Here is a 25646-nt window from a genome sequence, read left to right as displayed (position 1 = left end):
TTCTGTAACCGTCTGTCCAATTCTTTGGTGGCGTGGAAAACATGGCGCGGAATAAAGAATTCAGCCCCGACCTGGTATTGCAACGGGCAGAGGAAATCTTTCAGGAGAAAGGATACGAGACAACGTCGCTGGCCGACCTCGTGGACTACCTCGGAATCGGTCGGTCCAGCCTGTACGGCACATTCGGCAGCAAGCACAGCCTCTATGTGAAAACCCTGAAGAGATACCGGGACGCCAAGGAGTCCCATTTCCTGGACGCCCTGGGCGGGCCCGGACCGGTCCTTCTGGCCATTGAGTCCACGATCGACTGCTGTGTGGCCGAGGCGCTGGCCGAACCGCGCGGTCGAGGGTGTCTCATTGTCAGTGCCGCAGTGGAACTCTCCCCCCACGACGCGCGGGTGACGGAGCAGGTACGCGGCAACTGGAGCGTGTATGAGGCAGGTCTGACCCGAGCCCTGACCCGTGCTCAGGCCCAAGGCGAACTGGCCGAGGACAAGAACCCGCAGGAGCTCGCCCGTTTCCTGCTGGTGCTGCACCAGGGAATCCACGTGGTCGGGCGCGCAGCACCCGACACGGCCGTACTGCACGCCGCGGCCGACGGAATGCGCGCGGCGTTGAGACGCTGAGATGCGATCTCCGAGCTTGTTCCCTGTCGTCCGGCATCGAGCAGCGCCTCGCACCGAGTCGCTCACCTGCGGATTCGCCGGACGTGGTGGCGGCCCTCGTCTGATGCTGTGCTCCGGCCAAGGTGTGTGTGACCACGGCGAAGGCCGTTCCTGAGGGCTTGACCACGAGCGTGAACTGCCACTGGTCGGAAGGAACGTTGATCCGGCTCAAGGTCGAGCACCTGTCGAAGGAACGGGACGCTCCGCCGGACTGGTCGTGGTCCTCGAAGACCGGTGGCACCGCGGACGAGGCGGACCGTCTCTGACAGGCATTTCTCCGTCGCCACGATCTGGAGCACGCCTTCCGCTTCGTGCAGCAGACCCTCGGCCGGCCTACGCGGAGCCCCGTGACCCGAGCGGCTGCGGCAGCAGTGCGAGGGCGTGATCTGGCGGTTCGGGACAGGCGGGCAGTGGCGGGAGATGCCGACGGGGTTCGGCTCGGCCGGACGTGGTGGGCGGAGACCGGGCGTACTCATCCAGCGGAAACCGCGCCCACCTGCGTGAACGCCGTACCCCGGGCGCTGAGGGCGAGGATCGGTGCGGAGGCCGCCTGGGTAGAGTGGCTGTCCGAGTCGATCAGTCATATGCCCAGCTCGGAGGACAGGACATGGCGGAACAGGGGGAGCGGCGGCGGGTGACTGTGGTCACCGGCGGCAGCCGGGGCATCGGCGCGGCGATCTGTCTGCGGCTGGCGGCCGAGGGACACGACGTCGCCGTCGGCTACCGGTCGGACGCCGAGGCGGCCGAGGGTGTGGCCGAAGGGGTGCGCGCGCTGGGCCGGGCGGCCGTCGCGGTCGCGGTCGACACCGCCGACGCGGCGGACGTGGACGGGCTGTTCGACACCGCCGCCGCGCGGCTGGGACCGGTCACCGGACTGGTGAACAACGCCGGGGTGAGCGGGCCGGTCGGACCGCTGGCCGACGCCGACCCGGAGGGGATGCGGCAGGCTCTGGAGGTCAACATCCTGGGTTACCTGCTGTGCGCCCGCCGGGCCATCGGTGACATGACGGCGGGCGGGGCGATCGTGAACATCTCCTCCGCCGCCGCGACCCTCGGCAGCCCCGGTACCTACGTCCACTACGCGGCGGCGAAGGCCGCCGTGGACGCCATGACGGTCGGGCTGTCCAAGGAGGTGGCGGCCGACGGCATCCGGGTCAACGGCGTCGCCCCCGGCACGATCTGGACCGATTTCCACGCCGACCCGCAGCGGCCCGCCAAGGTGGCGGCGATCATCCCCATGGGCCGCGCCGGCCGGCCCGAGGAGATCGCCGGAGCGGTCGCCTGGCTGCTCTCGGACGATGCCTCCTACGCCACCGGCACGGTGATGAGGGTCGCCGGCGGGATGTGAGCAAGGGCGGTTCCGCCACCTCGGGCAAGGCCGGCACCATGGTGCCCGGTGCTGGGCGGCGACGAGGGCGCGTATTCAGTGGTGGTCGAGCAGCAGGCCCTGTGAGGTCCTTGATCCAGATCGTCGAGGCGCGGTGGCAGAGCCCGGCCAGTGCTGTGACCGTGAAGGTTCACCGGGTCCGGACGGTCAGTGTGAGCTCCGAGTGGGTCTCATTGACTTGTGTCAGTGGTCCTCACCATGCGCCAAACATATGTGCCACAGATTCGTTGCCCTCCAAAATTCCTGTTCGCTGGGATGGGAATCGCCATTGAATTATCAGTAGCGTGTGCCGGGTCCAGTGGCAGGGTGGCGCGGGCTTCCTTCGCTTCCTGACCTCGGCGGTCGGGTGCGCTCTGGTGATCAGTGCGGGGTTCAACGTCACACAGGAGCAGGTGCGTGCGCTGGTGGCTTTCCCGGCATCCATGCGACCTGCCGGCGGACACGGGGCCGATGGTGCACGTTTCGCACGCGCGCATCGATGCGTGCCGGGCTGTATCTGCTGGAAGAGTTGGGCCTTGCCCTGGAGGCCAACGACAGTGCCGCCGTGCGGGCTGCCCAGTCTCTGGGCGGGCACCACGGCCGGTTCTTGCAGACGGACCTGGAGGGGGCGGCCTCCTGCCCCCGGGGGCAGGCCACACTGGGCGGACCCGCGTGGCAGGAGCTTCGGCGCCGCTGCACCCGCGTGCTGTGGCACCCGTCCAACATCGAAAGCGCTCCTGCCGGGCTGTCGGTCGAGGCTGCTGTGCTCATCACTGGGCTGACCATGGTCGCTGACCGGCTCGCGAGCCGGCGCCGGTACTGGGTGCCCAACGCGCATGCTCCCTCCTTCGGTGCCAACGAGCACTACGGTCACGCCCGCCGGCAGGCAGGCGAGGAGGCCGAGCGGGTCGGCCTTGCCCGATTCGCGCTGGACCGGGTCGCGTTCACCGTTGCCCATGCGGGACTTGAGGCTCCCGACGCCCTTCAGGCGTCCGTGCTGGAGGAGTTGCCGCGGCTGGCCGCTGAGCGGGGGAGTGGCATCGCGGTGGTGACGGATGCTACGGGTGCGGGCACGAGCGTGACCGCGCTGGAGATGGCACGGATCTTCAACGAACACTGCGGCACCCAGGGAGTGATGTGGCTGCTACCGGCCACAGCCGCCGCTGACCAGGCATACGAGGTCCTCGACCGGTACCTGCGCGCCCACCGGCCCGAATACGCCCCCGTGACGCTGGCGCACAACCACAGCTCGCTCAACGAGACCTACGCCGACCCTCGCCTGGCCCCGGCGGACACTTCGGTCCTGGACGGGCCGCCGGACGACACGCCCACCGCAGAAGCGGGCCCCGCATTGGCCGACGAGCGTGAGACCGGACCCGGGACGGCCGGCCCTCACAGATGGCTCCGCGGATGGGACAACGCGCTCCTGGCGCAGTACACCCGTCCCGACCATCGACCAGGCGCAGATGGCTGTCCTCCCGGTGCGCCACAGCGCGCTGCGACTGCCGGCGATGACGGGCAAGACCGTGGTGATCGATGAAGCCCATGCGCTGAGTCCCTTCAGCCACCTGCAGTTGCTGCGCCTGCTGAACTGGCTCGGAGCCCGCAACTGCCCGGTTGTCCAGGCCTCGTTCGCCCCCCCCGGCCATCCCGGGTGGCTGTTCGCGGACGCCGTCACCGCCACCGGCCACCGAATGTCCCGCGCGGCACGGGACCGGCACCGGACCGCCCAACGGCGGACCGCTCGCATCCGTACCCGCCAGATGACCTACCGGCGGCTCCGGGCCCACAGGCCCACGCCCGAGGCGCCTCGTCCTCGTCACCACGAGCCTCCTCGACATGAGCCTGGACATCGACGTCGACCCGATGGTCAGCGATCTCGCCGATATCCACCTGGTGGCCTTGTCGAAATGGATCTCCTCGCTGGCCGACTTGCACCGTCAGTACCTCATCGCAGTCCAGGCGGCCACCCGGCTCGGTGTCCTGCCCCGCCGTCTGCTGCCCTGCTACCGCAGCGTCGAGGGCGCTCTGGCACTCGACGCTGCGGGCCGTCTGCGGCTTCCGGACCAGGAACACCTCAGCCCGCGCCACCTCCGCAGCATCCGGGAACACACCCTGCCCGTTCCGGCAGCCTGGGGACCTCCGCGGTGAGCGTTTTCGCGTCGGCCCAGACGGCCGACGCACCGCCCCCGTTGTTCTCTTCCGGCCGGTCAGCGGGTGCGGAGGTCCTGGTGGAGAGCGTCCAGGACTGCGGCCGCCTCGGGGTGGCCTGTCTGATGGCAGCGGGCCGAGGCCACGGTCAGACGGGTGATGGCTTCGCTGACGCGGTCGAGGCCGTTGCCCTCGATGAGGGCTGCGATGCGGACCGCCTCGGCGCGAGGGAGTTCGCCCCGTTCGCCGCCGTCGTCGTGCGCGGCAATCGCGGCCTCGGCCTCCGGGAGCGCCTCGTCGAAACGGCCCGCCTCCGCGAGGACCCGGGCGCGGCGGTAGTGGTTCTCGCCGCGTTCGTACCAGACAGCGAAGTCCTCCTCGCCGGAGGGCAGGGTGGCGAGGACCGCGTCGGCGCGGGCCAGGTGCTCCAGCGCCGTGTCGGTGCCCTCGCTGTCGCGGGTCTGGAGCGTGAGGCGGGCGAACTCCCGCATCATCATGGTGATCAGCGGGGGGTTGGGCGCCTCTGCGTGGGCGCCGAGGGCGCGTTCGTACGCGGTGTCCGCCGCCTCCCAGCGCTCGGCGAGGGCGAGGGTGGTCGCCGCCTCGGCCGCCACCAGGGTGAGGACGCCGCCCCGGTCCTCCTCGGGCCAGCCCGCGACGGTGTCGGCGAGGCGGAGCAGTTCTTCGGCTGCGGGTACGTACTCCTCCAGGTCGCGCAGGCCGCGGCCGAGGGTGAGGCGCCCCTGGGCGAGCATGTGTCCGTCGACGGTGGGCGGCGCGTCGACGAGGGCGGACTCAAGGACGGCTACCGCGTCGGCCTGTCGGCCGGACCGGGCGAGGACGTCGGCGAGTTGGAGGCGCGCCTCGACGGCGCTTCCGGCGTCTTCCGCCTGGTCGAAGCGAGCGGCGGCCTCGGAGAGGTGGCGTACGGCTCCGTCGGCGTCGTCGAGGTGCGTGGCGGCGTGACCGAGCAGCAGGTACGTCGGGCCGAGTGGGAGGGTCGGGTCGTCGTGGGCGACGGCGTCCGCGATGGCGGAGTGGAGCAGGTCCGTCGCCTCCTGCGACCGGTCCTGGGCGAGGAGCAGCTGAGCGAGATGGATGGCCAGGCGCGGGCGGCGCCAGGGCCGGTCGGCTGATTCGATCTCCTGGAGCGCGGCGCGGAGTTCCTCCTCGGCGTCGGCCAGGGCACCGCGGCGGGCCAGCAGATCGGCGCGGAACTGGCGGGCGTTGGCGGCCTGGTGGGGGTAGCCGAGGCGGGCCGCCTCGGAGCGGAGGGTGTCGACGCTGCGCTCGAACCGCTCGGTGAGTGTGTCGAGGTCGCCCGTCCCCTCCTGGTCCTCCTCCGTGCGGGAGAGAGCGGCGTGCAGTTCCTGGTGGGCGGCGAAGGCCACCGAGTAGTGGAGGGAGAGATGGCTGAGGATGCGCTCGGCGCGCAGGTCGGAGCCGAAGGCGGCCTCCGCCTCTCCGAGGGGCTCGCTGTCGAAGGGGGTCGCGGTCAGCAGCTCGTCCGCCTCGCGGAGCATCGCGTCGAGCTCGGTCCGGATCGAGGCGCGGTCGGGTGCGGTCCGGTCACCGTCGTCGTCACGGGAGCCCGGTGCGGCCGTCCAGGCCCGGGAGCGGGCTTTGGCCGCGAGTGCGTGCCAGGGCATGTCCAGTCGCGTGTAGTGCTGCACGGCCGTGTCGAGTTCGGCGGCGCCGTCGGTGTGGCGGTCCTTGAACCAGAGCCGCTGCGCCCTGTGTTCGGCGAGTTCCGCGGCCAGGAGGTCTTCGGGGCCGAGGATGGCGTCGTACGGCTCTGTGGCGTCGGCAAGTCGTTCGGCGACGCGGGCCCAGAGCCTGTCGTCGCCGGGGTGACCGTCCCGTGCCAGGCGGCGGGCCTCGCCCACCAGGACGGTGAAGTCGTCGGGGATCTCGGTCCGTGCGGGAGTCAGCGTGGCGGGCGCGGCGCCGACCGACGAGGTGTGGGCCACGGTCGCGCGCAGGCCGAGCGGCAGGGGCTCGTCGAGCAGCGGGGCGAGAGCGAGCCGGGCCCGGCGGCGATCGCCGACGGCCGTGGTGCCGTTGCGGGTGTCGAAGGCGGCGGCGAGGGGCTCGGCTTCGGCGCGCACATGCGTGAGGAGTTCGGCGGCGGTCCAGGCGCGGCCCGGCGGGCCGGCGACGGCGGTGTCGTCGTGTCCGGCATCGACGAGCCTGGCGAGGAACACCTCGGTACCGGTGAGGAAGTGCAGGTGGTCGAGCGGGGCGCCCTTGGCCTCGAAGAGTGGCCTGTTCTCCGCCAAGATCTCCAGGCCGCGGCCCTCGTTGCGGGAGTGGGCGCAGAACTCCAGGTGGTAGCCGACCTCGGCCTGCATGCCGGTGGCGCCGCGCACCTTGCGGTAGCCGGTGAGGTGGTGGGAGCGCGCCTCGTCGGTGCGTCCCGCGCGCAGCAGCGGGAGCAGCGCCCGGGCCTGGCTCATCCGGGGTTCCTCGCTGCATTCCTGCTCGCGGTCCAGGACCGGCTGCCAGACGGCGAGGGCGGCGGCGGTGTCGTCGCCCTCGGCCAGGCGGTGCCAGGCGTGGTGCCGGGTCTCGCAGGCCTCGCAGTCGCTGAGTTCGGTGCGGGAGCGGGTGGCCCAGAGGTCGTAAGCATCCGCGACGCCGGTGCCGGTGTGGTGCGCAAGGTGGTAACGCATGGCAGCCACGGGCTGGACGGCGTGGTCAGCGGCCTCGTACCGGCTGCGCATCTGGTCGATCCAGCCACCGATCGATGCCAGGGGTATCTCGGGCACCTGGACGAGCGAGGTGGTCACCCACTTGAAGCGCCAGAAGACATGGTGGGCCTCGTAAGGGCTGAAGGACTCGGGGGTGGTGTCCCACAGCTTGAGGATGCGGGCGAAGACGACGGGCGACTTGCGGTGCTCGCCGGTGAACTCGTAGGCCGTCATGAGTTCCAGGAGCGCGGTGACGAGCACATCGGGCTTCTCGAAGGCCTCAGCGGCCTCGACGAGTTCTTCGGCGGTGACGGTGCGCGCCAGTCCGTGGGGGAGCCCGTCGTTCTCGCGGAGCGCCTCGACGACGGCCTCGGGGGTGTCCAGCATCTACATTTCCTTCCGGGGCTCGGAGCCGGGGGCCGCCTCGCCGGACTGGTGCATGGCGTGGGTGAGCAGGCCGATGAAGGCCCGGTTGAGCAGGGCGGTCTCGCTGGCGCGCAGGGGGCGTCGGCTGAGCAGCAGCGCCTGGCCGTAGAGGGCTTCGGCGGTGGTGATCGCGAGTCCGCGTTCGGCGATGGTGAGGGCTTGGCGGACCAGCGGGTTGAGGTGATTCAGGACGAGCTGGGCGCGCGGGGTCTCCTCGCGCAGGGAGCCGAGGATGTCGGCCCACAGGCCGTCGCTCTCGGCGGCAAGGCTCGACCGGGTGCGTTCGTGCCGGGCGTCGCGGTTGTCGAGCAGCAGGGCGGGGGCGGTGACCGGCTGGAAGTCGCGCAGGACGACGTCGCAGTCATGGACGCCGATGGTCTCGCGGGCGATCGCGAGGAACGCGGCGGCCCGCAGTTCGGCGCTGGGGTCGACCGCGTCGAGGTGGGCGGTGACGGTGGTCGGGTCGAGGTCGGTCACCGTGGTGCCGGGCCTGATCTCGGGCAGGCGGTGGACGAGGTCGCGGTCGTATGTGTAGCCGCCGTTGACGACCCCGAGTCCGGCGGCCGAGGCGATCGGTGCGACCTGACGGAATTCCTCAACGCTTCGGGTCACGAGGAGCGTGGGGTGGGTCCGCGCGAACTCCTCCAGGGTGACGTTTCCGTCGGTGGTCTCGAACGGCAGCCAGGGCAGCACGATACGCAGCAGTTCGTCGTCGTGGCGGGCGAGCGCCTTGACCGCGAGGTGGTGGGTGTCGATGAAGCGGTGCAGGAGAGCCGGGTCACGGGCCGCAAGTCCGGTGAGCCACTCGCGGATCCGGTCGCCGAGGGCGTCCCGTACGGCGGACAGCGTGCCGTCCTCGTACAGCGACTCGCGGGAGGCGGTCGGTCTCAGGCTGGTGGTGTCGACGACGCAGCGGAGGAAGAACGCCCATTCGGGCAGCAGTTCGGGAGCCTTGTCGGTGAGGAGCATGCCCTTGAGGTGGACGCGGTGCCCGGCGCGCTGGGCCGGGCTGACCGTCGTCGGCATGACGTAGGCGACACCGCGGAGTCCGGCGGCCGGCAGGTCCAGCTCGATGGTGTCGAGCGGGGTGAAGTCGAAGAGCTCGCGGCAGTACCCGGTGTACGCCTCACGCTTGGCGAGCGGGGAGCGGTGCGTCTGTTCCCACGGCGGCGCCGCGTTGATCCGGTGGCTCTCGCCGCGCGGGTCGATGACGGTGACGTGGTGGCGCAGGAGTCCGCCGTAGTGCCGGGCGAGGGAGACGACCTGCTGGGGGCTGGTCCATTCGGCGCTGTCCGCACGCGGGACGAGCTTCACGGTCGTGCCGGGCTCGGGAAGCGTCGCGGATGGCAGGGTGCGGATGGTGTACCGGCCGTCGGAGTGGCCGCGCCATTCGACGGTGGGCGCTGCCGGGTCGGCGGCGGAGCGGCTCAGTACGGTGATCTCGTCGGCGACGACGAAGCAGGCGAGCAGGCCGATGCCGAACTGGCCGATGAACTCGCCGCGGGCCGCGTCGAGGCCGGCGCCGTCGAGAGCGCCGTCTACGGACCGCTTGGAGCTGCGTCCGATGGTGGCGAGGAACCGGTGCACGTCGGCCTCGGACAGGCCGATGCCGGTGTCCGTGATGGTCAGTGTCTCTCCGGTGCGCACGGTGATCGTGCCGGCGGCGCCGGGCGTGAGTGCCTGTCGGGCGGTGATGGCGTCGACGGCGTTCTGCAGCAGCTCGCGCAGATAGACGCGGGGGCTGGAGTAGAGGTGGTGGGAGAGCAGGTCGACCAGGCCGCGCAGATCCACTTGGAAGGTGTGGTTGGTCGGGGAGGTCTCGGAGGGCTGGGACTGGGACACCTGGCGGTCCTTCGGTGCGTGCCCGCCCGCTCCTGGGAGTGGGTGGGTCGTGATCGGGTGTGTCGGAGGGGCGGCTTGAGGAGTGGGGTGGGCGCCGCTGGGAGTTCGGGCCATGGATGATGCGGACCTCGTCCGGTACACGGCCGGGGACGTGGCCGTTGCTCCGGAGGGGCCGGACTCGGGCCGTGCCCGGGCAAGTTCCTGGAATCGACCCGTGGGTGGAACAGGACGCGACTGGTGCGCCGCGCGGGTGAGTCGTAACCGAACCGCGTGCACAGCGACGGGCCGTGGGCGGGCCGGAATTCGCCGCTCGCGGCCTCTGCCCCGCTCCCGGCAGGTCCGTGCCCGTCCCGAGGTCCGTACCCGTTCCGCTCCGGTCAGCCTCCGGCGTAGGCGCGGTACTTCTTGTACGCCTTCGCCGGGTCGGCGCCGTTGAGGTAGTTCCAGGGGAACTCGGTGACCCGCCCCTCCGTGGCTCGGAAGCACTCTCGCGCGGAGGCGACGTCGCCCGCCAGCGAGAACGCCATGGCAAAAGTGTTGTAGACCTGGAGCCAGCCGCGTCCCCGTACGAAGTCCGGGTGGCGGATCGAGTGGTCTGCGGCCTCGCCGAGCGAGGCGACCACCTCGGGGCGCCCGATATAGCGGAAGTCGGGGCCGGAGTCGAGGGCGAGCCAGTGCTCCAGGTGCGCGACCGCGACCAACTGGCCGAGGAGCGTACCGCCGGGCGCAGCGAACGCCGACGAACGGGCGAACGCGTGCATATCCTCGTGGGAGCCGCCCCACTTCTCGCAGACCTGCTGCAACCGCTGCTGGTGCGCGCCCAGGTGGCGGGGGTCACGGCGCACGGCCGCCTCGAAGCGACGCCGTGCCACGTCCGCCTCGACCTGGAGTCCCCGGCCCGTGACCTGGAGGGCATACCAGGGCGAGGTCCAGCTGGGTTCGCACTCGGCAACCTCGTAGAGCCAGGTCTCGGCCGTGGCCAGCCGGTCGTGGAAGAGCTGAAACTGCTCTTGGGACACGTGCGAGGCACGGGCGCCGGTCCTGGCCTCCCACGCCCAGCTGATGTGGCGGACGGCCGCCACGAGTCGCGGCAACGGGGCCTGTGGCTCGGCCGCCACGACATCGGTGATCCACCGTTCCGTGCCGGCTACGTCACCGACAGCCCACAGGAGGCCCGTACGGTCCTCGCTCTCGGGCCGCGCGTCGAGAACGTCCCGTACGGTCGCCCAGTCCCCGGCCTCGGCTGCCTCACGGACACGCCGAGCGTCCGGATCGCCGGAGTCCTTGTCGACGCGCGCGACGGGCCTGCCCGTCCATCGTCCCAGCGTGTTCCCCAAGTCCCGGAGCAACGCCATATCCCCACCCCTTGCTGTATCGCACGGGTAGTTGATAATCGTCCCGCCCGTGTGGGTGTAGTAACTATCACGCGCGGCCGACAATCGCACACCTGTATTGGTGCGCCGAGGGGTGCCGAAGCCGTCATGATCCGGACGCCCGAGGGGCGCGCCCGCGTTCGGGGTGCCCGCCCTGGTGGCGGGCGGCGGGAGCGGTCCTGGCACCAGACACACACCCGCGTCCGAGGCAGCCACGTCCGAGACCGTGCGGACCGTGGAAGGAGTGGGGCCCGGATCGCTCTCGGCCGTGAGAGGGGTGGATGCCGGGGAGCGTGGCGCGCTCGCAAAGGGTCACAGTGCGCTCGGCGGCCGGTGAGGGCGGTCAGCCGATCCGCCACCGGCCCCACCATTACGTTGGCCTGAACTATTGCGGAGAGTGACCCGGTTCGGGAATGATCTCCCGCCGTGACACTTTTCCTCGGAGTCTTGCTCGCAGTGCTACTCGTAGGGCTCTACCGCATCCTGATCAGCCCCCGGCGCGCCACCACCTGGGTCGCGGATCACTTCGTCGCCACCGATCACGGCCTTCCTCCGCGCGAGGCACTCGACTCCCGGCGCCCTGGCCCTCCCCCGTCGACGCACCGTCAGGAGGAGCGGCAGGCAGTCGTCGACGCCGCCCGGCAGGGGAACTGGAGGACCGCGGCGCGGTACGTCGGCGAAGCGGGCGAGGACTGGGACGAGCGCTGGACCCGACTCGCTCTCCTCCAGCACGTCGCCGAGGAGGACGACGCCTGGCTCAACGCCTGGCGCACCGCCGAGCCGGACGACTGCGACGCCGCGACCCTCACCGCGAGCCTGATGGTGCACCGCGCGTGGGCGATCCGGGGCAGCGGGTACGCACACGAGGTCATGACCTCAGACATGGAGCGTTTCAAGGCACTGCTCCCGGCCGCCATCGAGGAGGCCCGGAAGGCAGCGCTGCTCGACCCCGCGAACCCGGGCCCGTGGGTCGTCATGATCACCGCGTCTCGAGGCGCACAGTACTCTCGCGCGGCGTTCAGGCCGCTCTGGGCCGGGCTCGTCGCCCGCGCGCCGCACCACTACGAGGGTCACTGGCAGGCGCTCCAGTACTGGTGCGCCAAGTGGTTCGGCAGCGACCGGCGCATGCTGCGCTTCGCGCGCCAGGCGGTGCGCAAGTCTCCGTCCGGCAGCCCGCTCGCCGGGATCTACCTGCACGCGCTCGACGAACTCACCGAGCGGTCCTCCTTCGGCACCGCTGCCGTAACCCCGCTGTCCAGGAACACACTCAAGCTGGTCGCCGCCTCGTTCGAGCAAGTCCCGCCGGACGACGAGCGTCTGCCGGTCCTGCGGCACATGCTGGCCCACCACATGCTGAGGTCGATGCTGTACGCGGGCGCCTTGGAGCAGTTCCGCAGGATCGGACCGTGGTGCGGCGCTCCGCCGTGGCGGAAGGACGGCAACGCGGTGGTGGCCTTCGAGAACGCCCGCGGAACCGCCGCGAGGCTCTCCCGCGCCCGCCCCTCCTCGGACCCCCAGACCCACGGCATCGTCCGCTGACACGACCAGGGGGGCGGGACGGCGCGATTCTCCGTCCGGGCGGCGGTTCGGACGGTGCTGAGTGATCGTCACGATCAGCGATCGTGGCGCCGCCCGGAGCGGCAGACTTCCTCGACCAGCGAGGCCAACCATGTCTATGTGGTGGAGGTCCACGGCGTACAGCAGGCCCTCCATCCCTCAGAGACCGGCGAACGCCGCCCAGGCCTACGACGCGGCGGTGGCTGCCCGTCCCGCCCGAACCCGGCATACCCGTCGTCGTACCCGAGCACCAGCCCGTCGCCTCAGCGGCTCGGCCGCCCCGGGCGCGTACACCGCTTCTCGGTCCGGCCGAGGTGGCTCCGCTCCAGGGCCGTCGCCTCGCCGGTCCGCCGGTCGGCAGGGTGAACTGCCCCTCCGACGGCCTGGGACGGGGTACTCGCGGTGCCCCACCGGGGGCCCACCGGCCGACGAAGTGCCGGTGGCAGAATGGCCGCCATGTCCAACTCATATGCGCAGCCCATCCTGAGGACGGCTGATCTCTCAGAGGGTTTGCGAGTGGTCGAGCGGTTGCTCGGGATCGCCGATCTCCGGGACCTGGAAGTCGATTTCGAAGTGCTCGTCTCCTCGCCGCACGTCCTGACACCCCTGCTGAAGTTGTTCCCGGACGCCGAGTGGTGGGCGGAAGGAGGCAGGAGCGGCTCGTCGGCGAACGGCGACGAGCCGTCGACGCACCTGCCCGTCCGGCTGAGGAGCTGGGCCACTCCACCGGAGGCCGTGGGGCCGTTCCTCGACGCGCTGGGTGGCAGCCCGGCCACCGTGCGGTGGGACTTCATGGGCTGGCCCGAAGCCCCCGAAGCCGGCTTGGGTGTCGGCGGTGCCAGGGGTGCGTTCGTGACGCTGTGCGTCAACGTCCGCGACCTCGAACTGGAGGAGCCGGCGACCGACCACACCGTCTTCGTCCATGTGAAGCAGATCGAGGCCGAGCGCGCACCGTGGCTGGCCGGGCAGGTCGGGCAGCAGGTGATCGGCGACCTCGTGATGGCCCCGTACTGAGGGGCCGGTCTCCAAGACCCACATGGGTCTTGGAGACCGAAGCCGTACGGCCAGCTCAGGTCAGGCGCACACGCTCGGATCGCAGGAACCGTTGTAGTTCGGCGATTCCACGGCCTCGTGGAGTCCGAACGGATCGAAGAAGTCCTTGCCCATCTCCTGGATGCCGCCCCAGAACCCGAAGCTGCGCACATAGCTGTTGGACTGGGCGAGCGGCATCAACGATCCCGCGACGCCCAGCACTCGGCCGCGGATTCTCGGGCTGACCCGTGTGGAGTTCACCTTTCCGGTCGCTCCGTTGAAGACTCTGCCCGAGTCGAACCCCGAGTCGGGGTGAATCACGCGGACCCGTGAGTCGCCGCTGTAGCTCTTGGCCACCTCACCGGCCTGTTCGCCGGTTGCGGCGACGAACACCACGTTGTTCGCCTGCTTCTTGCCGTTGGGATTCATCTTCCCGTCGATGTCGCCCTGGATGAGATTGAGGGCCTTGTCCGCCTTCGTAGTGCCCGTCGCGTCGAAGTCGATCACATCGACGATCTTCCCGTCCTTGTAGGAGACCTTGATGAAGTCGGACGTGGTGCCGTTCAGCCTGGTCTTCCCGTCCTTGTCCGTGAACGAGCCCTTGCCCACGAGGGGCTCGGCGTCGTCCTGCGACAGGTAGATCTCACCGGTCCCCTTGTGGGAGCCGTCGGTGTGGAGTCCCGCCGCCCTGAGGTCTTCGTTCAGGATGTCGATGGCTCGCCTCGCCGCATCGTTGTCGGGTGAGCCGCCGACGACGTGGCCGATCCCGTACTCGTCGTAGATCGCCCTGCGGCCGTCGGGCGTTTTCGTTTCCGTGAGCTTGGGAGCAGGCGGGGTGCCGCCCCCTCCGCCGCCTCCCAGGACCATGCCGGGGATCAGGATGAGCATCAGCCCGCTCGGGTCACTCTTGCTGATCGGGCTGTTGTTGCTGTAGGCGTACCCGTTCATCTGGAGCGGGTCGGCGATGTCGATCAGCGGGTCGGCCGAGAGGAACCGGCCGGACGTCTGGTCGTACTCGCGGGCGCCGATATGGGTCAGGCCTGTCGCCGCGTCGTCGATGCCCACCCCGAGGTAGCCGCGGCGGCCGGGCCAGCTGGCGGGCTTGGCGCCGCGCGACTCGCCGTACGGCTTGTAGGCGCGACGTGTCACCGGCTGGGTACCGGACAGCTCGACCGCGGTGGTGGAGGTGCCGAGGTGGTCGGCGAGCAGAACGCTGATCCGGTGGCCGGTGGTCGCGCCATTGGCCGTAGTGCGGATGACGGTCGGGGCGCCCTGCTGGGCGTAGGCCCGAGCGGCCTGGATGATGGTCCCGCTCGCGTCGGTCGTCACCTCGGTCTCACCCAGGTACAGGGTCGCGCCCGCCGCCGACTTCTCCAGGAGGCGGTTGCCCTCGGCGTCGTACACGTACGACGTGCTGCTGCCGTCGGACGTGATCGTGTCGAGGCGGTTCTCCTGCGTCCAGGTCAGCCCCTGCGTGGTGTCGAACAGATCGCGGACCTCGGTGTTGCCAGCCGCGTCATGGATGTAGGAGCTTCCCCGGCCGGACGGGCTGGAGCTGATCCAGTCGACGGCGTGGGGCTGCTTGGTGTCGTAGCCGTAGTGGTAGGTGACGCTCTTCGTGGCGTCGGCCGGGTCGTGTTCCTTCAGCGAGGCGCGGTTGCCGAGCCAGTCGAAGGTGAAGGACTGGCGGTAGGCGGTCGCGCCCGTCGCGACGGACGCCGCATCAGGTTCGGCGGCGGCCAGGGTCGACGTCAGTGAGGCATCGGGGGCGGACGTGTCGGTCGCCGCGTCGGGAGCATCCGCCACCGGCCCGGTCGAGGCCTCGTAGTCGGTGCGGGGGCCCCAGGCCGCGCCGTTCGACGCCTTGCAGCCGGTGCCTTTACCGTTCGGGACGACGTTGGACGTCCAGGCGTTCACGAGTTCGCCCATGGCGTCGTAGGTGAAGCACTGGGTGTCCCAGGTCGTGCCCGACGCTCCGGAAAGACTGCGGGCGTCGGAGGTGATGGTGCCCGAGGCGTCGTACGCGTAGTAGTTGTCGGCGATGCGGTGCGGGCCCGCGGTCTCACGGTCGGCGACGGTGCGCTGGAGGCGGCCGGTGTGCGGATCCATGAAGTTGGTCGTCCACACGCGGGACGGCTGGGAGCCGGAGACGGTGCGAATGGGCTCACCGAACGGCGAGTACGTGACGTCGGAGGTGTACCAGGCCCCTCCGGAGGTGGACTCGGCCAGATCGTCGCTGTTGTAACGCGTGATCACCTTCTCGGCGGCCAGGCCGCCCACGGCGGGCAGGGTGACCGACTGCGGCTTTCCGCTGACCGGTGTGTAGGTGAACGCGTAGGCGTAGGTGCCGGAGACGCCCTTCGTCATGGCGTTGGACGGGATGACCGTCTCGCGGCCCGTGGGCCGGTACTCGCTGTCGTAGCCCGTGATCCGGTTGACGTAGTTGCCGGTCGCGGTGTTCCGGGCGGATGCCACCGGCTTGCCGAGGCCGCCGGGCAGCGTGTCGTAGGTGTACTCCTTGACGGGGGTGGCGGTCTGGGACCCCTCACGGACCTTGGTGACCCGGCCCAGTACGTCGTACTCGGTGTAGGTCGTCCGCCCCTTGGAGTCGGTCACCTTGTTGGGGCGGTCGGCGGCGTCGTACCAGGTCTCCGTCGTGCCGGTGTCCGGGTCCGTCGCGGAGGTCACGCGGCCGCGCGCGTCGTAGGTGTACGACCAGCTGTTGCCGGCGGGGTCGGTGACCTTGGTGCGGTTGCCTCGGGCGTCGTACTCGTACGCGGTCGAGCGTCCGGCGTCGGAGGAGGCCGTGCGGCTGTAGTGCAGCACCGAGGTGACCCTGCCCAGGGCGTCGGTGTAGGTCCGGGTCCGGGGTGCGGTTCCGCCCGCGGGGTCCACATAGGTGCTGGTGTCGCTGTAGTAGGTGTAGGTCGCGTACCGGTAGTCGCCGTCGAAGTAGGCCGACTGGCGGACCGGCCGCTCCATCCCGTCGTAGCGGTTCTTGGTCCAGCTCGGAATCGCCAGGGTTGACTTCGGGGTGAACAGTGCGGGAGCGGGGTCGCCCTCGGCCAGGTAGCCGGCGGTCTGTTCGTCGACCAGTCCGTGGTCGTCGTACGAGGTGTCCGTGACAATCCGGCCGGCGCCGTGGGCATCCTCCTGGGTCTGGACCTTGCGCGTCAGGCCGTCGTAGATCGTGACGTGCTTGCTGTAGGTGCCGTCCTCCTTGAGCGTCCTGACGGTGACTGCGGCCGGGCGCGTCGTCGTGGAGGTGGCGACGGCGCTCTGGTAGTCGATCAGGACGTCCGCGGACTTGCCTCCGGACGAGCGGGACGTCGACCAGCCCCTGACCGAGCGCCCGAGGGCGTCGTACTCGGTCTTCGTCATGCGGCCGTTGGGGTCGGTGACGGTGAGCGCCAGGCTGCGTCCCGGGTCGAAGGTCGTGACGCTGGCGTGGCCCTTGGCGTTGATCGCCTTGATCGAGGTGACCGGGCCGCCCTCTTCCGGCGTGTACTGCGTCTCGGCCGTTCCCTTGCCGGGCTCGGTGACGGTGCGCTTGCGGCCCAGCGTGTCGTAGGTCATCTCGGTGACCCTCGCGTACGAGGTGCCGGCGCCGTCGGTCTCGGCCCTGGTGGTGATCTCGCCACGGCTCGGGGCCATCCCGTACGCCTGCTTGTCGTAGGTGTAGCGCACCGCGGACTTGAGCAGCTTGGCGGGGTCGGCGGTGTCGTGGTTCGCGCAGGAGGTGGCTGTGGTGCGCTGCTCCTTGGTCAGGCCGATCAGCCACGCCGAGGTGTTGTGGAGGTACGACGTCCTGGTGCAGCTCTGGTGGGAGAGGGTTTCGCCCCCTGCGCCGCCGGGTTTCACCACGGCCGTCTCGACCTGGTGAGGGAGACCGTAGGTGCCCTCGAACGAGGTCAGTGTGCGTACCGAGCGCCAGCTCGTGTCGGCCGTCTGGATCTCGTCGGTGCGTCTGATCGCGGCGCGATGGGCGAGGAGCGGCTCAAGATCCGCGCCGCTCTCCGCCTCACGGGCGCGGGAGGCAGTCTCCTCCGACCAGGGGTGATGCAGTGTGCGCTTCTGGACCCGCTTGTCGGAGTTGAGGTAGGTGATGCTCTCCGCCGTCAGGCCCGCGTACTGCGGCGCGTCGTCATCCACCAGCGTGTAGGCGCCGGTGGAGTCCTTGACCGTACCGCCGACTCCCTGGAAGTAGCGTGTCACGGAGTACGACTGGGACTGCGGGTCGCCCTGCTGGGAACTGGATTTGCTGCCCTTGGTGACGGCCACCTCGCGGAAGCCGCGCCAGTCGCTGTGGGTCTGCAGGGCGGGCCGGGTGAACTCGTCGACACTCTTGGCCCAGGCAGGTCCGGTGTAGGCGTACGTCGTGTGGATGGGCTTGCCGTGGGAGGTGACCTTGTCGGTCTCGGTCACGGAGTGGACGACGTACTTGTTGAACCAGGACTTCGCGGGTGTCCTCTCGTCGTCGTCGGGGGACCAGCGCACCGGGAAGCACGTGCCGTTGTTCTTCCCCTTGTCCTCGGCCGGTTCGCTCGCGCAGCCGCCCTTGTACTCGACCTCGATGTCGCCTCCGTACTCGGTGGCGACGGTGCCGATGCGGGGCCGGGTGAAGGCGGGGCGCTGGTCGTTCTTGCCGTCCGGGACCAGGTTGGCGAGCTGACGGTCCAGCAGGCGGCTGCGCAGCGGCGACGTGGGCCCGACGGAGTATTCGGCGAAGCTGACGCCGTCCTTGTGCTGGAGTGTGCCGGTGGTGTCGCCGGGGGCGAACCCGCGGCGCGTGATCGAGTTGAGCCAGAGGCCCGGGGAGGTGTCGTACCAGTCCTCGGGGAAGGACTGGTGGAGTTCGTACGTGTCCACCTTGCCGAGGCCGGTCTGGCCGGGGCGGGCGCCCTTCGTCGTGACCGTGTCCAGACGCATCTGCGTCCAGAAGGACGGGAACGGCGGGCAGAGCTTCGATCCCGACTTGCAGTTGAGGTTGCCGGGGGTGTCCCACCAGGGGCGGTACGCGCCGGGGTCGTCGGTCTTGGCGAAGTTCGCCGAGTCGCAGGCCGCCTCCGACGCCAGGCAGCGCTGTTTCACACCGAACTCGACTGTCGCCGAAGGCTTGGTGAGGTCCGAGCGCATGCCGTACTCGATCGACGTCGGGTAGGCGAACCGGTCGTACTGCTCGGGGGACTTGAACTTCTTCTTGACCGAGTAGTGGTTCGTCTCCTGCTTCCAGTTGACGACCATCACGTTGCCGTGCATATCGACGACCTTGTCCAGGCCCCAGCGCCACGCCTGCTTCTTGCCGGCGTCGCAACGGGAGTCGGCGAACGCCGTGGCGTGGCAGGGCTCACCCGGGTGGTTGCCGAACACGGGGACGGTGGAAACCGACCGGGTGTCGGCGTGACCGCCGCCGACCTGGTTGAGGCCGTAGTAGTACGTGGTTCCGTCAACGGTGGTGACGACCCAGTACTCACCGTTGTTGTCGCCGTTGCTGCCGCCGGTCCGGTGCTCGACGCGGGTGCCGTCGTCCTGCTGGGGGCGGTAGATCTCGGTGTCGGTCTCGGGATCGCTGCCGGCCGCCGCGTCCCGCACCAGTTCCGTGGTCCTGCCCGCCAGGGACATCACCGCGTTGTAGGAGGTCCAGCACAGGTCGGACGTCTTGTCCTTCTCGGCGGTGTTGTTGGGAGTGCCGGACTTCAGCGGTTTGCGATCGTCCTTGCAGGTCCGGTAGCGGCGTTCGATGTGGCCGGGGTCGTATTCCCAGCCCTCGCCGATCCAGGAGGACTGCGGTGAGGCGATCGCGGTACGGCCGTCCACGCTCTGGGAGTTGTAGGTGAAGGAGATGCCGGGCACCGGACCCGCGGGCGCGGCCGGTATCGCCAGCGGATACGACCACATGAAGGCGCCCGAGGAGCCGCCGGCCTGCCACTTCCCGTTGGATGCCAGAGGCGTGGCCTTGAAGGTCCCGCCCGCGCCCCCGCCCGAGTCGACCGCGCCGATCACCGCGGAGTCGCCGCTCGCCGCAGCGGGGGTGACCGACGTGCTTCCCGACGTGCGGTGGACGGCCTGGACGGTCGACGGACCGTGGGAGGCGTCCCCCTCCGTGGCCGAAGCCCGGGAGACCGTCCCGTCGGCCGCCGTGTCCACCGTCGCCGTGATCGACTGCGTCCTGGTGTCGTTACGGGTCTCCAGCTCCTCGTACTCCTGACACGCCTCGACCTCCGGTGTCGTCAGGTAGCACTCGGGGAACTGTACGAAGCGCAGCCGGGAGGCCCAGTCCGCGCCGTAGAGGTTCTTGAATCCGGTGTAGTCGAGCTCGACGGAGACCGGCACGGAACCGGTGGCCGGCGCCTGGACCCTGACCACGGCGCCGTCGACGCCCTGGGAGACGGAGGCGCCGCGAGCGTAGAGCTGTACGTTCCAGGTGCCGGTCGGCGCGGCCTGGTCGGGGGCCTGTCCGAGGCTGACGGGGAGATTGTCGACGGGGGTGAGGCCGGCCTGCCGGGGCGAGGCGACGGTCCGCGCCGCGGTTGCCGTCGAGCCGAAGGTCACCGTGCCGGTGTCGGGCGCCGGAGCCGTGGCCGTACCGGCCGGGGCCTGCTCCAAGTCGGCTGGGACCTCTGCCTTCAGGGATTCCAGGTCACGCTCGAAGGTCTCGCCCGTGATGGTCCTCTCCTGTCCGAGCGACTCCAGGGCGAGAGTCTCGCGGCCCTTCTCGGCCACCGAGGGATCGGGTGGCAGGGCCAGTGACGGGGACGGCAGGAGGGTGACGAGCAGGGCAGCGCCGACTGCGGGTACAGCGACCGTGCGCAGGCGGCGCGCACGGCGACGACAGGCATGCGAAGAGCGACCGAACACGACGGGTCCCCCGGACCACTTGAGGCGGGACCAGGAAAGGACCACGCGTGACGACACATCAGATGCGGTGATTCTGTGGGTGCTTCGTGAAGTTCCGCTAGATCGTCAGTGTCGTTGTGATGATCACCACGGTACCTAAGTGGATACGGCGGCCGATGAGCCACAAGGGCCGCAAATACCGCTAACACGCAGGCATGTTCTTGTTCATCACTCACCACGCAAATGCGGTACTTCTTCCGTAAGCGCCCGACGAGGTGGTGCGGTTTGGGCCTGTGCACAGCTTTTGCCCGGCGCGTGACCGCCCCGTCACGATGTGGGCGACCGCCCACCTTCACCGCTCCCGCCCGACCGCCCGGCTGACCCGCTCCCTCCTCTGCCAGGACGCGAAGCGTGACGGCGGCCCGCTCATAGGTCATCATCGGCACGCCCGGCCGAGGTCTGACCTGCGCCGGTTCTCAGGGGGAAGGGAAACTCGCCCGATGACGCGCATGGAGCGCAACCGGCTTGGCGTGCCCGGAAGACGGACAACCGCCGCCGTACTGACCGCGGCCGTCGCCGCCACCGGCCTCGCCTTCATCGGCTTCGGCCTGGACGACTCCGGTGCGGGCGGTACTCCGGGCGACGCCCGGACAACCGGACCGGTCACCGAGGCCGCCGCCCTGACACAGTCGGCGAAGACGGGCGAGAACGTCGAGGTCACCGGTATGCGTACCGCCAGGTCGACCACCTGGGCGCGGCCCGACGGGCTCCTGGCGAAGAGGCTCTACTCCTCCCCGGTCCACGCCAAGGTGGACGGCGAGTGGAAACCCGTCGACTACGACCTCCAGCGCACGGAAGCGGGCTGGGAGCCGAAGGCGACGAATGCCCGGATGGTGTTCTCGGCAGGCTCGACGGCGGGCAGCGGCGGCGCCGAAGAAGCCGGCGGCAGTCCTGACGGCCGCGCCTCACGCTCCGACGTCCGCCGGATCTCCCTGGTCAAGGGCGTCCGTTCCGCCGCCGCGACCGAGAGCCCTCTGGTCACCCTCACCGTCGACGGCTACACCATCCAGCTGTCCTGGCCGGGTCCGGTGCCCACCCCGATCATCGACGGCTCACGCGCGCTGTATCCGGAGGTCTTCCCAGGCGCAGACCTCGTCCTGACCGCCGACGACGAGGGCTTCGCCCAACTGCTCGTGCTCAAGAACCGCGCGGCCGCGGCCGACCCGCGGGCCCAGCAGCTGTCGTACGGGCTCGCCTCCCCTGATCTGACCTTCCGGCTCGACCCGGTCACCAGCGTGCTGAGCGCGCAGAGCGCCTACGGGAACGAGGTCGCCGTCTCGCCGACCCCGCTGATGTGGGACAGCGCCGGTTCACCGGCGGTCACCGACGGGAGCGTGGGAGCCACCGCGCAGCCGACCGCCGAGGAGAGCCCCCAGCCCAGCGCACCGGCCACCGATGAGCCGACCGTCGGCCCGAGTCCGGCCGAGGAGCCGATCGAGACCGATGAGCAGGGGGACACCGCCCCCGAGGTCCTGCCGGCGGCCACCGACGGTCTCGCGCCGACGGTGGTGGAGAGCCCGCTGCCGACCGCACCCCCCGAACCGACACCCTCCCCCTCGCAGACCGGTTCCTCGGCGACGCTCAGCCTGCCGGGGCTCGACGGGCCGTCGCCGGACTCGCGCGGAGAGCTCGTCGAGGTCGATCTGTCCGGCGCGAACTGGGTACTTTCCCCCACCCTGGCCTTCCTCTCCGACCCGGCCACCACGTACCCGGTCTTCGTCGACCCGTCGGTGAAGAAGCACACCCAGAGCTGGACCACCACGTACAGCCGCCACCCCAACGCCACGTTCTACAACGGCAAGGGATTCAACAAGGGCGGCACTCATGAGGCACGGGTCGGCTTCGAGTCGGACACCTGGGGCACGTCGCGTTCGTACTTCAACATCGCGTTCGACAAGGATCTCAAGGGCACCACCATCACGAGTGCGAAGCTGCGCATGCTGGAGACGTACGCCTGGTCGTGCAGCGCGCGTTCGATGAGCGTGCACCTCACGGGGACGGTCAACGGGCACACCAACTGGAAGAACGCGCCCAAGCTGAGCGACGGCAACAAGTTCGCGTCGAAGAGCTTCGCGCACGGCTACAAGTCCGGTTGCCGGGACGCGTACGAGACCTTCGATGTCCGCAAGGCCGCTCAGAAGCGGGCCGACGAGGGCAAGGAATCGATCACCTTCGGTCTGCGGGCCACCGACGAGAACTCGCAGTACGCGTGGAAGAAGTTCCGGGCGAACGGTGACAGCGCCCCGGTCCTGGAGCTGGTCTACAACCGCAAGCCGACCATCGACTCCAAGTCGCTCGACCTGGGCCCGGATGCCAAGTGCACCACCACCGAGCCGTACGTCCGGATGGGTGCGGGAAACCTGACGTTCACCGCGCGCGGTTCCGACAAGGACAAGAATCTCGACCATCTGGACTTCGACCTGTGGCCGCACGGCAAGTGGGACACCGCAGGAGACCTGCTGGGCTCCACGGGCAAGGTCTCGGTCGGCGGCGACAAGACCACCGCGCTGCGCACCACCAGCGGCTTCCCCACGAGCAAGCTCACCAATGGCGCCCTGTACTCCTGGCGGGTACGCGCCGTGGACGACGCGAACGCCAGCTCCGCGTACACGCCGGCCAAGACTCCGTGCCGCTTCATCCTCGACACCACCGCGCCCAAGCCTCCGAAGGTCAGTTCCACCGACTTCCCGAACGCCGACGGCGCCGAGAACGGCTTCGGCAATGACGCCGAGGACGCCAACTGGTCCACGAAGAAGTTCGGCACGGCCGGCTCCTTCACCGTGCGCGCGCTCAACACGGACGTCGTCCGCTACGAGTACGGCTTCAACTCGGCGAGCTACCCCTTCTCCCTGAGCCGCACCTCCGGGACGGCCACAAGCGTGAGTGCGACGCTCGCGAACGCGAAGCCGCCCACGGCCGGACCCAATGTGCTCTACGTGAGAGCCGTGGACGCCGCGGGCAACCCCTCGCAGCCGACCAAGTACTTCTTCTACGTCACCCCGCGCGACCAGGCCGACGCCCCCGGCGACTTCACCGGCGACAAACTGCCCGACCTGATGGTGGTCACGGAAGCCGGCAACCTGGCCATGTACCCCTCCCAGGCCACCAACGACCTGACCAAGGGCACGGGCGACCTGGACTACTCGATGCCCGGCGCCTACCGGGCCAACCCCGACAAGGACCCGAACGGCGACGACCTCCCACCCTTTGTCGCAGCGCCTTCTGGTCACTTCAAGGGGGCCCTGATCACGCACAACGGTGACATCTACGGCGGTGACGGCCTTCAGGACCTGGTCGTCCGGCTCGGCGAGAAGCTGTGGGTGTACCCGGGCGACGGTTACGGTGCGTTCGACATCGACCGCCGTGTCGAGATCCTCCTCCCGCCCAACGCCCCCAGCCCTGCCTCACTCACCCAGATAGTCTCGGCGGGCGACGCCACGGGAGACGGCCGCACGGACTTCTTCGCCACCGTGGGCGACGCGCTGTGGGCTTTCACGGGTTACCACGGCGCCACGATCGACCAGGCGATCCGGCTCTCCTCCTCGTCCTGGACCGAGCGGGACATCGTCACCGTGGCGGATATCAGCGGCGACGGCGTGACGGACCTGGTGTACCGCACCGACCTCTCCGGGCGGCTCCTCTTCCGCAAGGGCATCAAGGCGACCGGCGGCGGCGTCGATCCGGCGTCCCTGGCCTCCGCCGTGAACTCCGCGGGAGGCGAGGACAGCGTCTACGGCAGCTCGGGATGGGGCAGCAGCAACATCTACCTGCTCATCGGCACGCCGGACGCCAACGGCGATGCCATCCCGGACATTTGGACGGTCCGGACCAACGGCACCGTACGGTTCTACCCAGGCAGCCGCACGGCCCTATCGGCTTCGGGCACGGAAGTCATCGGGGCGGCGAGTTACTGGATGACCCGGATCGCCATCGGCTAGTAGGGCTTGGCCATGTGTCGTTTGTGATGGGGTGTCCTCTTGATCGGTCGGGTCGTTGATCGTGCGTGCTGACGTGCTTGCCGAGGGCACCCTGAACGAGCTGATGGCGAGCGTGGACCGGCCTGCCATGGCCGTCGGTGTCGGGCGGGCCGTCGCGGACAACGCGGCCCGTACCCGGGCCGAGGGCACCGACGGGTGACCCAACCTCGGTCCCAACGTCGTCATGCACCGGCCGCTCCCTGCTGTTCCGTGTCAGGGCGCGGGATGCGAGCTGCTCGACCAGGCGCTCATCGTGTGCGTGCAGGCCCTGAAGCAGAGTCACAAGCGGTGCGTACGAAATGGAGGCGACGGTGTTCGCCTCCGCAGGCCCCGTTCCGCGCACGGGGCTGAGCTGCGGCGGGTTTTCCGCTCCCGGCCCCGACGACGCCGTAGACCGACGGGTGCGGCGGCGTCGCTACACCTGAAGGGGTGACACGGGACCGGTCCCCGCCACACCGCGCCTTCCGGCACATAACGATGGTCCTTTCACCCGCTCCGAGACTTCGCAGAGGATCATCACCATGGGCACCACCGCACCCGACATCATCGCCACGAAACTGGAACGCTCCTTCGCCGCCCTGGACACCGACCACGACGGCCACCTGGACTGGCAGGACTACCGGAGGCTCGCCGACCGCTACCTCCACGCCTATCAGCTCGGCCCCGACGACCGCCGCGCCCGCGCCCTGCACGCTTTCTTCCAGACCTACTGGCTGGAGCTGCTGCGCCACGCGAGTGTCCAGGGGGACCGGCTGAGCAGGGACCAGTACGTCACCGCCGTCCGTCTGGCGAGCGCCGACACGAGCCGGCTGAACGTGGCCGACGGGCTCGGGCACGTGATCTTCGATGTGATCGATGTCAACGGTGACAACGAGATCAGCCGGGAGGAGTACACCCGGTTCCTGACCGACGTGTGGGCCCTCGAAGAAGCCGACGCCCTGCAGGCGTTCAGGACACTGGACACCGACGGCGACGACACGGTCTCCCGCCCGGAGTTTCTCCGGGCGATCCGCGACTACTTCCTGTTGAGCGACCCGGATGCCCCGGGCAGCCTCTTCTTCGGACCCGCCTGACGGCCCTGCCGGTCAGCGGCCTTCTCCGTTGTGCCGGCTCAAGGACCGGGCACGGCCGATGTTGTAGCCACGCCATTTCGAGTTCGGCGACGGACTGATGCCGTTCGGGGGTGAGCTCGTCGCGGCGCCTTTGGGCGTTGCAGATGAACCCCCCGAGCCTCACGTGACCTGCGCTTCACGAGGAGCAGGAGCGGACGTGGCCGGTGAGGGCGTCCAGTTCAGGGCAGTGGACGAGAACGGCTTTGAGCCGGAGGTGCTCCGTCTCGGTGAGGCTCTCTGGTCGGCGGCGATCCATCCAGCGCAGTCCCGGTCCCCGGAACCGGGCGATCCGACGTGGGGCGGGTCCGGTTCGGTCCCACCGGACATCGGCGGTGCGCCGGCAGAACACGGTGGATGACAGCTCCCAGTCGGCTGGGTGTTGTGGAGGGCCTGGTCCGGTGTGGCGGGAGCCGCCTCAGGCTCCTTCTCGGTATGCAGGAGGCGCAGCAGTTTCTCCTGGGCAGGGCCGGAATGCCAGCCCGCCACCTGGTTGGTTGCCCCGTCTCGTGTCGACGCCTTTGAGGTCGTCGTGAGCCCGCGTGTGGTGTGGGTAGGGCA

Annotated in this window: 13 protein-coding genes and 1 pseudogene; 10 read left to right on the top strand and 4 right to left on the bottom strand. The window is 69.8% G+C overall.

Annotation, left to right across the window (positions count from 1 at the left end; translation table 11 throughout):
- Positions 1–41 precede the first annotated feature (41 nt).
- The 5 genes and pseudogenes from OG251_RS01140 to OG251_RS01120 form a co-directional block, all read left to right on the top strand.
- A complete protein-coding gene (locus OG251_RS01140; protein WP_326681113.1) occupies positions 42–626 on the top strand; it encodes a TetR/AcrR family transcriptional regulator in 585 nt (194 codons plus the stop codon).
- Positions 627–754: 128 nt separating this feature from the next.
- Positions 755–931 (top strand): hypothetical protein, encoded by a 177-nt coding sequence (locus tag OG251_RS01135; protein ID WP_442818295.1) that lies wholly within the window; start codon positions 755–757, stop codon positions 929–931.
- A 341-nt stretch (positions 932–1272) separates the two neighbouring features.
- On the top strand, positions 1273–2013 hold the full coding sequence (locus OG251_RS01130) for an SDR family NAD(P)-dependent oxidoreductase (RefSeq protein ID WP_326675067.1): 741 nt from the start codon (positions 1273–1275) through the stop codon (positions 2011–2013).
- 517 nt (positions 2014–2530) lie between these two features.
- On the top strand, positions 2531–3571 hold the full coding sequence (locus OG251_RS01125) for an HD domain-containing protein (RefSeq protein WP_326675065.1): 1041 nt from the start codon (positions 2531–2533) through the stop codon (positions 3569–3571).
- 257 nt (positions 3572–3828) lie between these two features.
- Positions 3829–4182: pseudogene (locus tag OG251_RS01120) on the top strand (hypothetical protein); the annotation flags it as partial.
- Positions 4183–4241: 59 nt separating this feature from the next.
- Here OG251_RS01120 and OG251_RS01115 read toward each other — a convergent pair.
- The 3 genes from OG251_RS01115 to OG251_RS01105 form a co-directional block, all read right to left on the bottom strand.
- On the bottom strand, positions 4242–7259 hold the full coding sequence (locus tag OG251_RS01115) for a hypothetical protein (protein ID WP_326675061.1): 3018 nt from the start codon (positions 7257–7259) through the stop codon (positions 4242–4244).
- Positions 7260–9140, bottom strand: coding sequence for an HSP90 family protein (locus OG251_RS01110; protein ID WP_326675059.1), 1881 nt, complete (start codon positions 9138–9140; stop codon positions 7260–7262). It lies immediately after the preceding gene.
- Positions 9141–9517: 377 nt separating this feature from the next.
- Complete coding sequence (locus tag OG251_RS01105; RefSeq protein ID WP_326675058.1) at positions 9518–10495, bottom strand: hypothetical protein; 978 nt, start codon at positions 10493–10495, stop codon at positions 9518–9520.
- A gap of 474 nt (positions 10496–10969) precedes the next feature.
- On the opposite strand from OG251_RS01105, the gene OG251_RS01100 reads away from it, so the two are divergent.
- Positions 10970–12052: a hypothetical protein gene (locus OG251_RS01100; RefSeq protein ID WP_326681112.1), complete on the top strand. Its 1083-nt coding sequence runs from the start codon at positions 10970–10972 to the stop codon at positions 12050–12052.
- 534 nt (positions 12053–12586) lie between these two features.
- Positions 12587–13084 carry a hypothetical protein gene (locus OG251_RS01095; RefSeq protein ID WP_326675057.1) on the top strand — a complete coding sequence of 166 codons (498 nt, stop codon included), beginning with the start codon at positions 12587–12589 and terminating at the stop codon, positions 13082–13084.
- Between the two features lie 60 nt (positions 13085–13144).
- Here the strand turns inward: OG251_RS01095 and OG251_RS01090 are convergent, their stop codons facing one another.
- Positions 13145–19960 carry an RHS repeat domain-containing protein gene (locus OG251_RS01090; protein WP_326675056.1) on the bottom strand — a complete coding sequence of 2272 codons (6816 nt, stop codon included), beginning with the start codon at positions 19958–19960 and terminating at the stop codon, positions 13145–13147.
- A gap of 479 nt (positions 19961–20439) precedes the next feature.
- On the opposite strand from OG251_RS01090, the gene OG251_RS01085 reads away from it, so the two are divergent.
- The 3 genes from OG251_RS01085 to OG251_RS01075 all read left to right on the top strand — a co-directional run bounded on the left by OG251_RS01085 (position 20440) and on the right by OG251_RS01075 (position 25049).
- A complete protein-coding gene (locus tag OG251_RS01085) occupies positions 20440–23937 on the top strand; it encodes a DNRLRE domain-containing protein (RefSeq protein WP_326675055.1) in 3498 nt (1165 codons plus the stop codon).
- 61 nt (positions 23938–23998) lie between these two features.
- Entirely contained in the window at positions 23999–24136 is a 138-nt protein-coding gene (locus tag OG251_RS01080) for a hypothetical protein (RefSeq protein ID WP_326681537.1), read from the top strand.
- A gap of 361 nt (positions 24137–24497) precedes the next feature.
- Entirely contained in the window at positions 24498–25049 is a 552-nt protein-coding gene (locus OG251_RS01075) for an EF-hand domain-containing protein (protein ID WP_326675054.1), read from the top strand.
- Positions 25050–25646 lie beyond the last annotated feature (597 nt).

This window comes from Streptomyces sp. NBC_01237, from assembly GCF_035917275.1.
In the GTDB taxonomy this organism is placed as follows: domain Bacteria; phylum Actinomycetota; class Actinomycetes; order Streptomycetales; family Streptomycetaceae; genus Streptomyces.
This window is presented reverse-complemented; position numbering and strand designations above follow the sequence as displayed.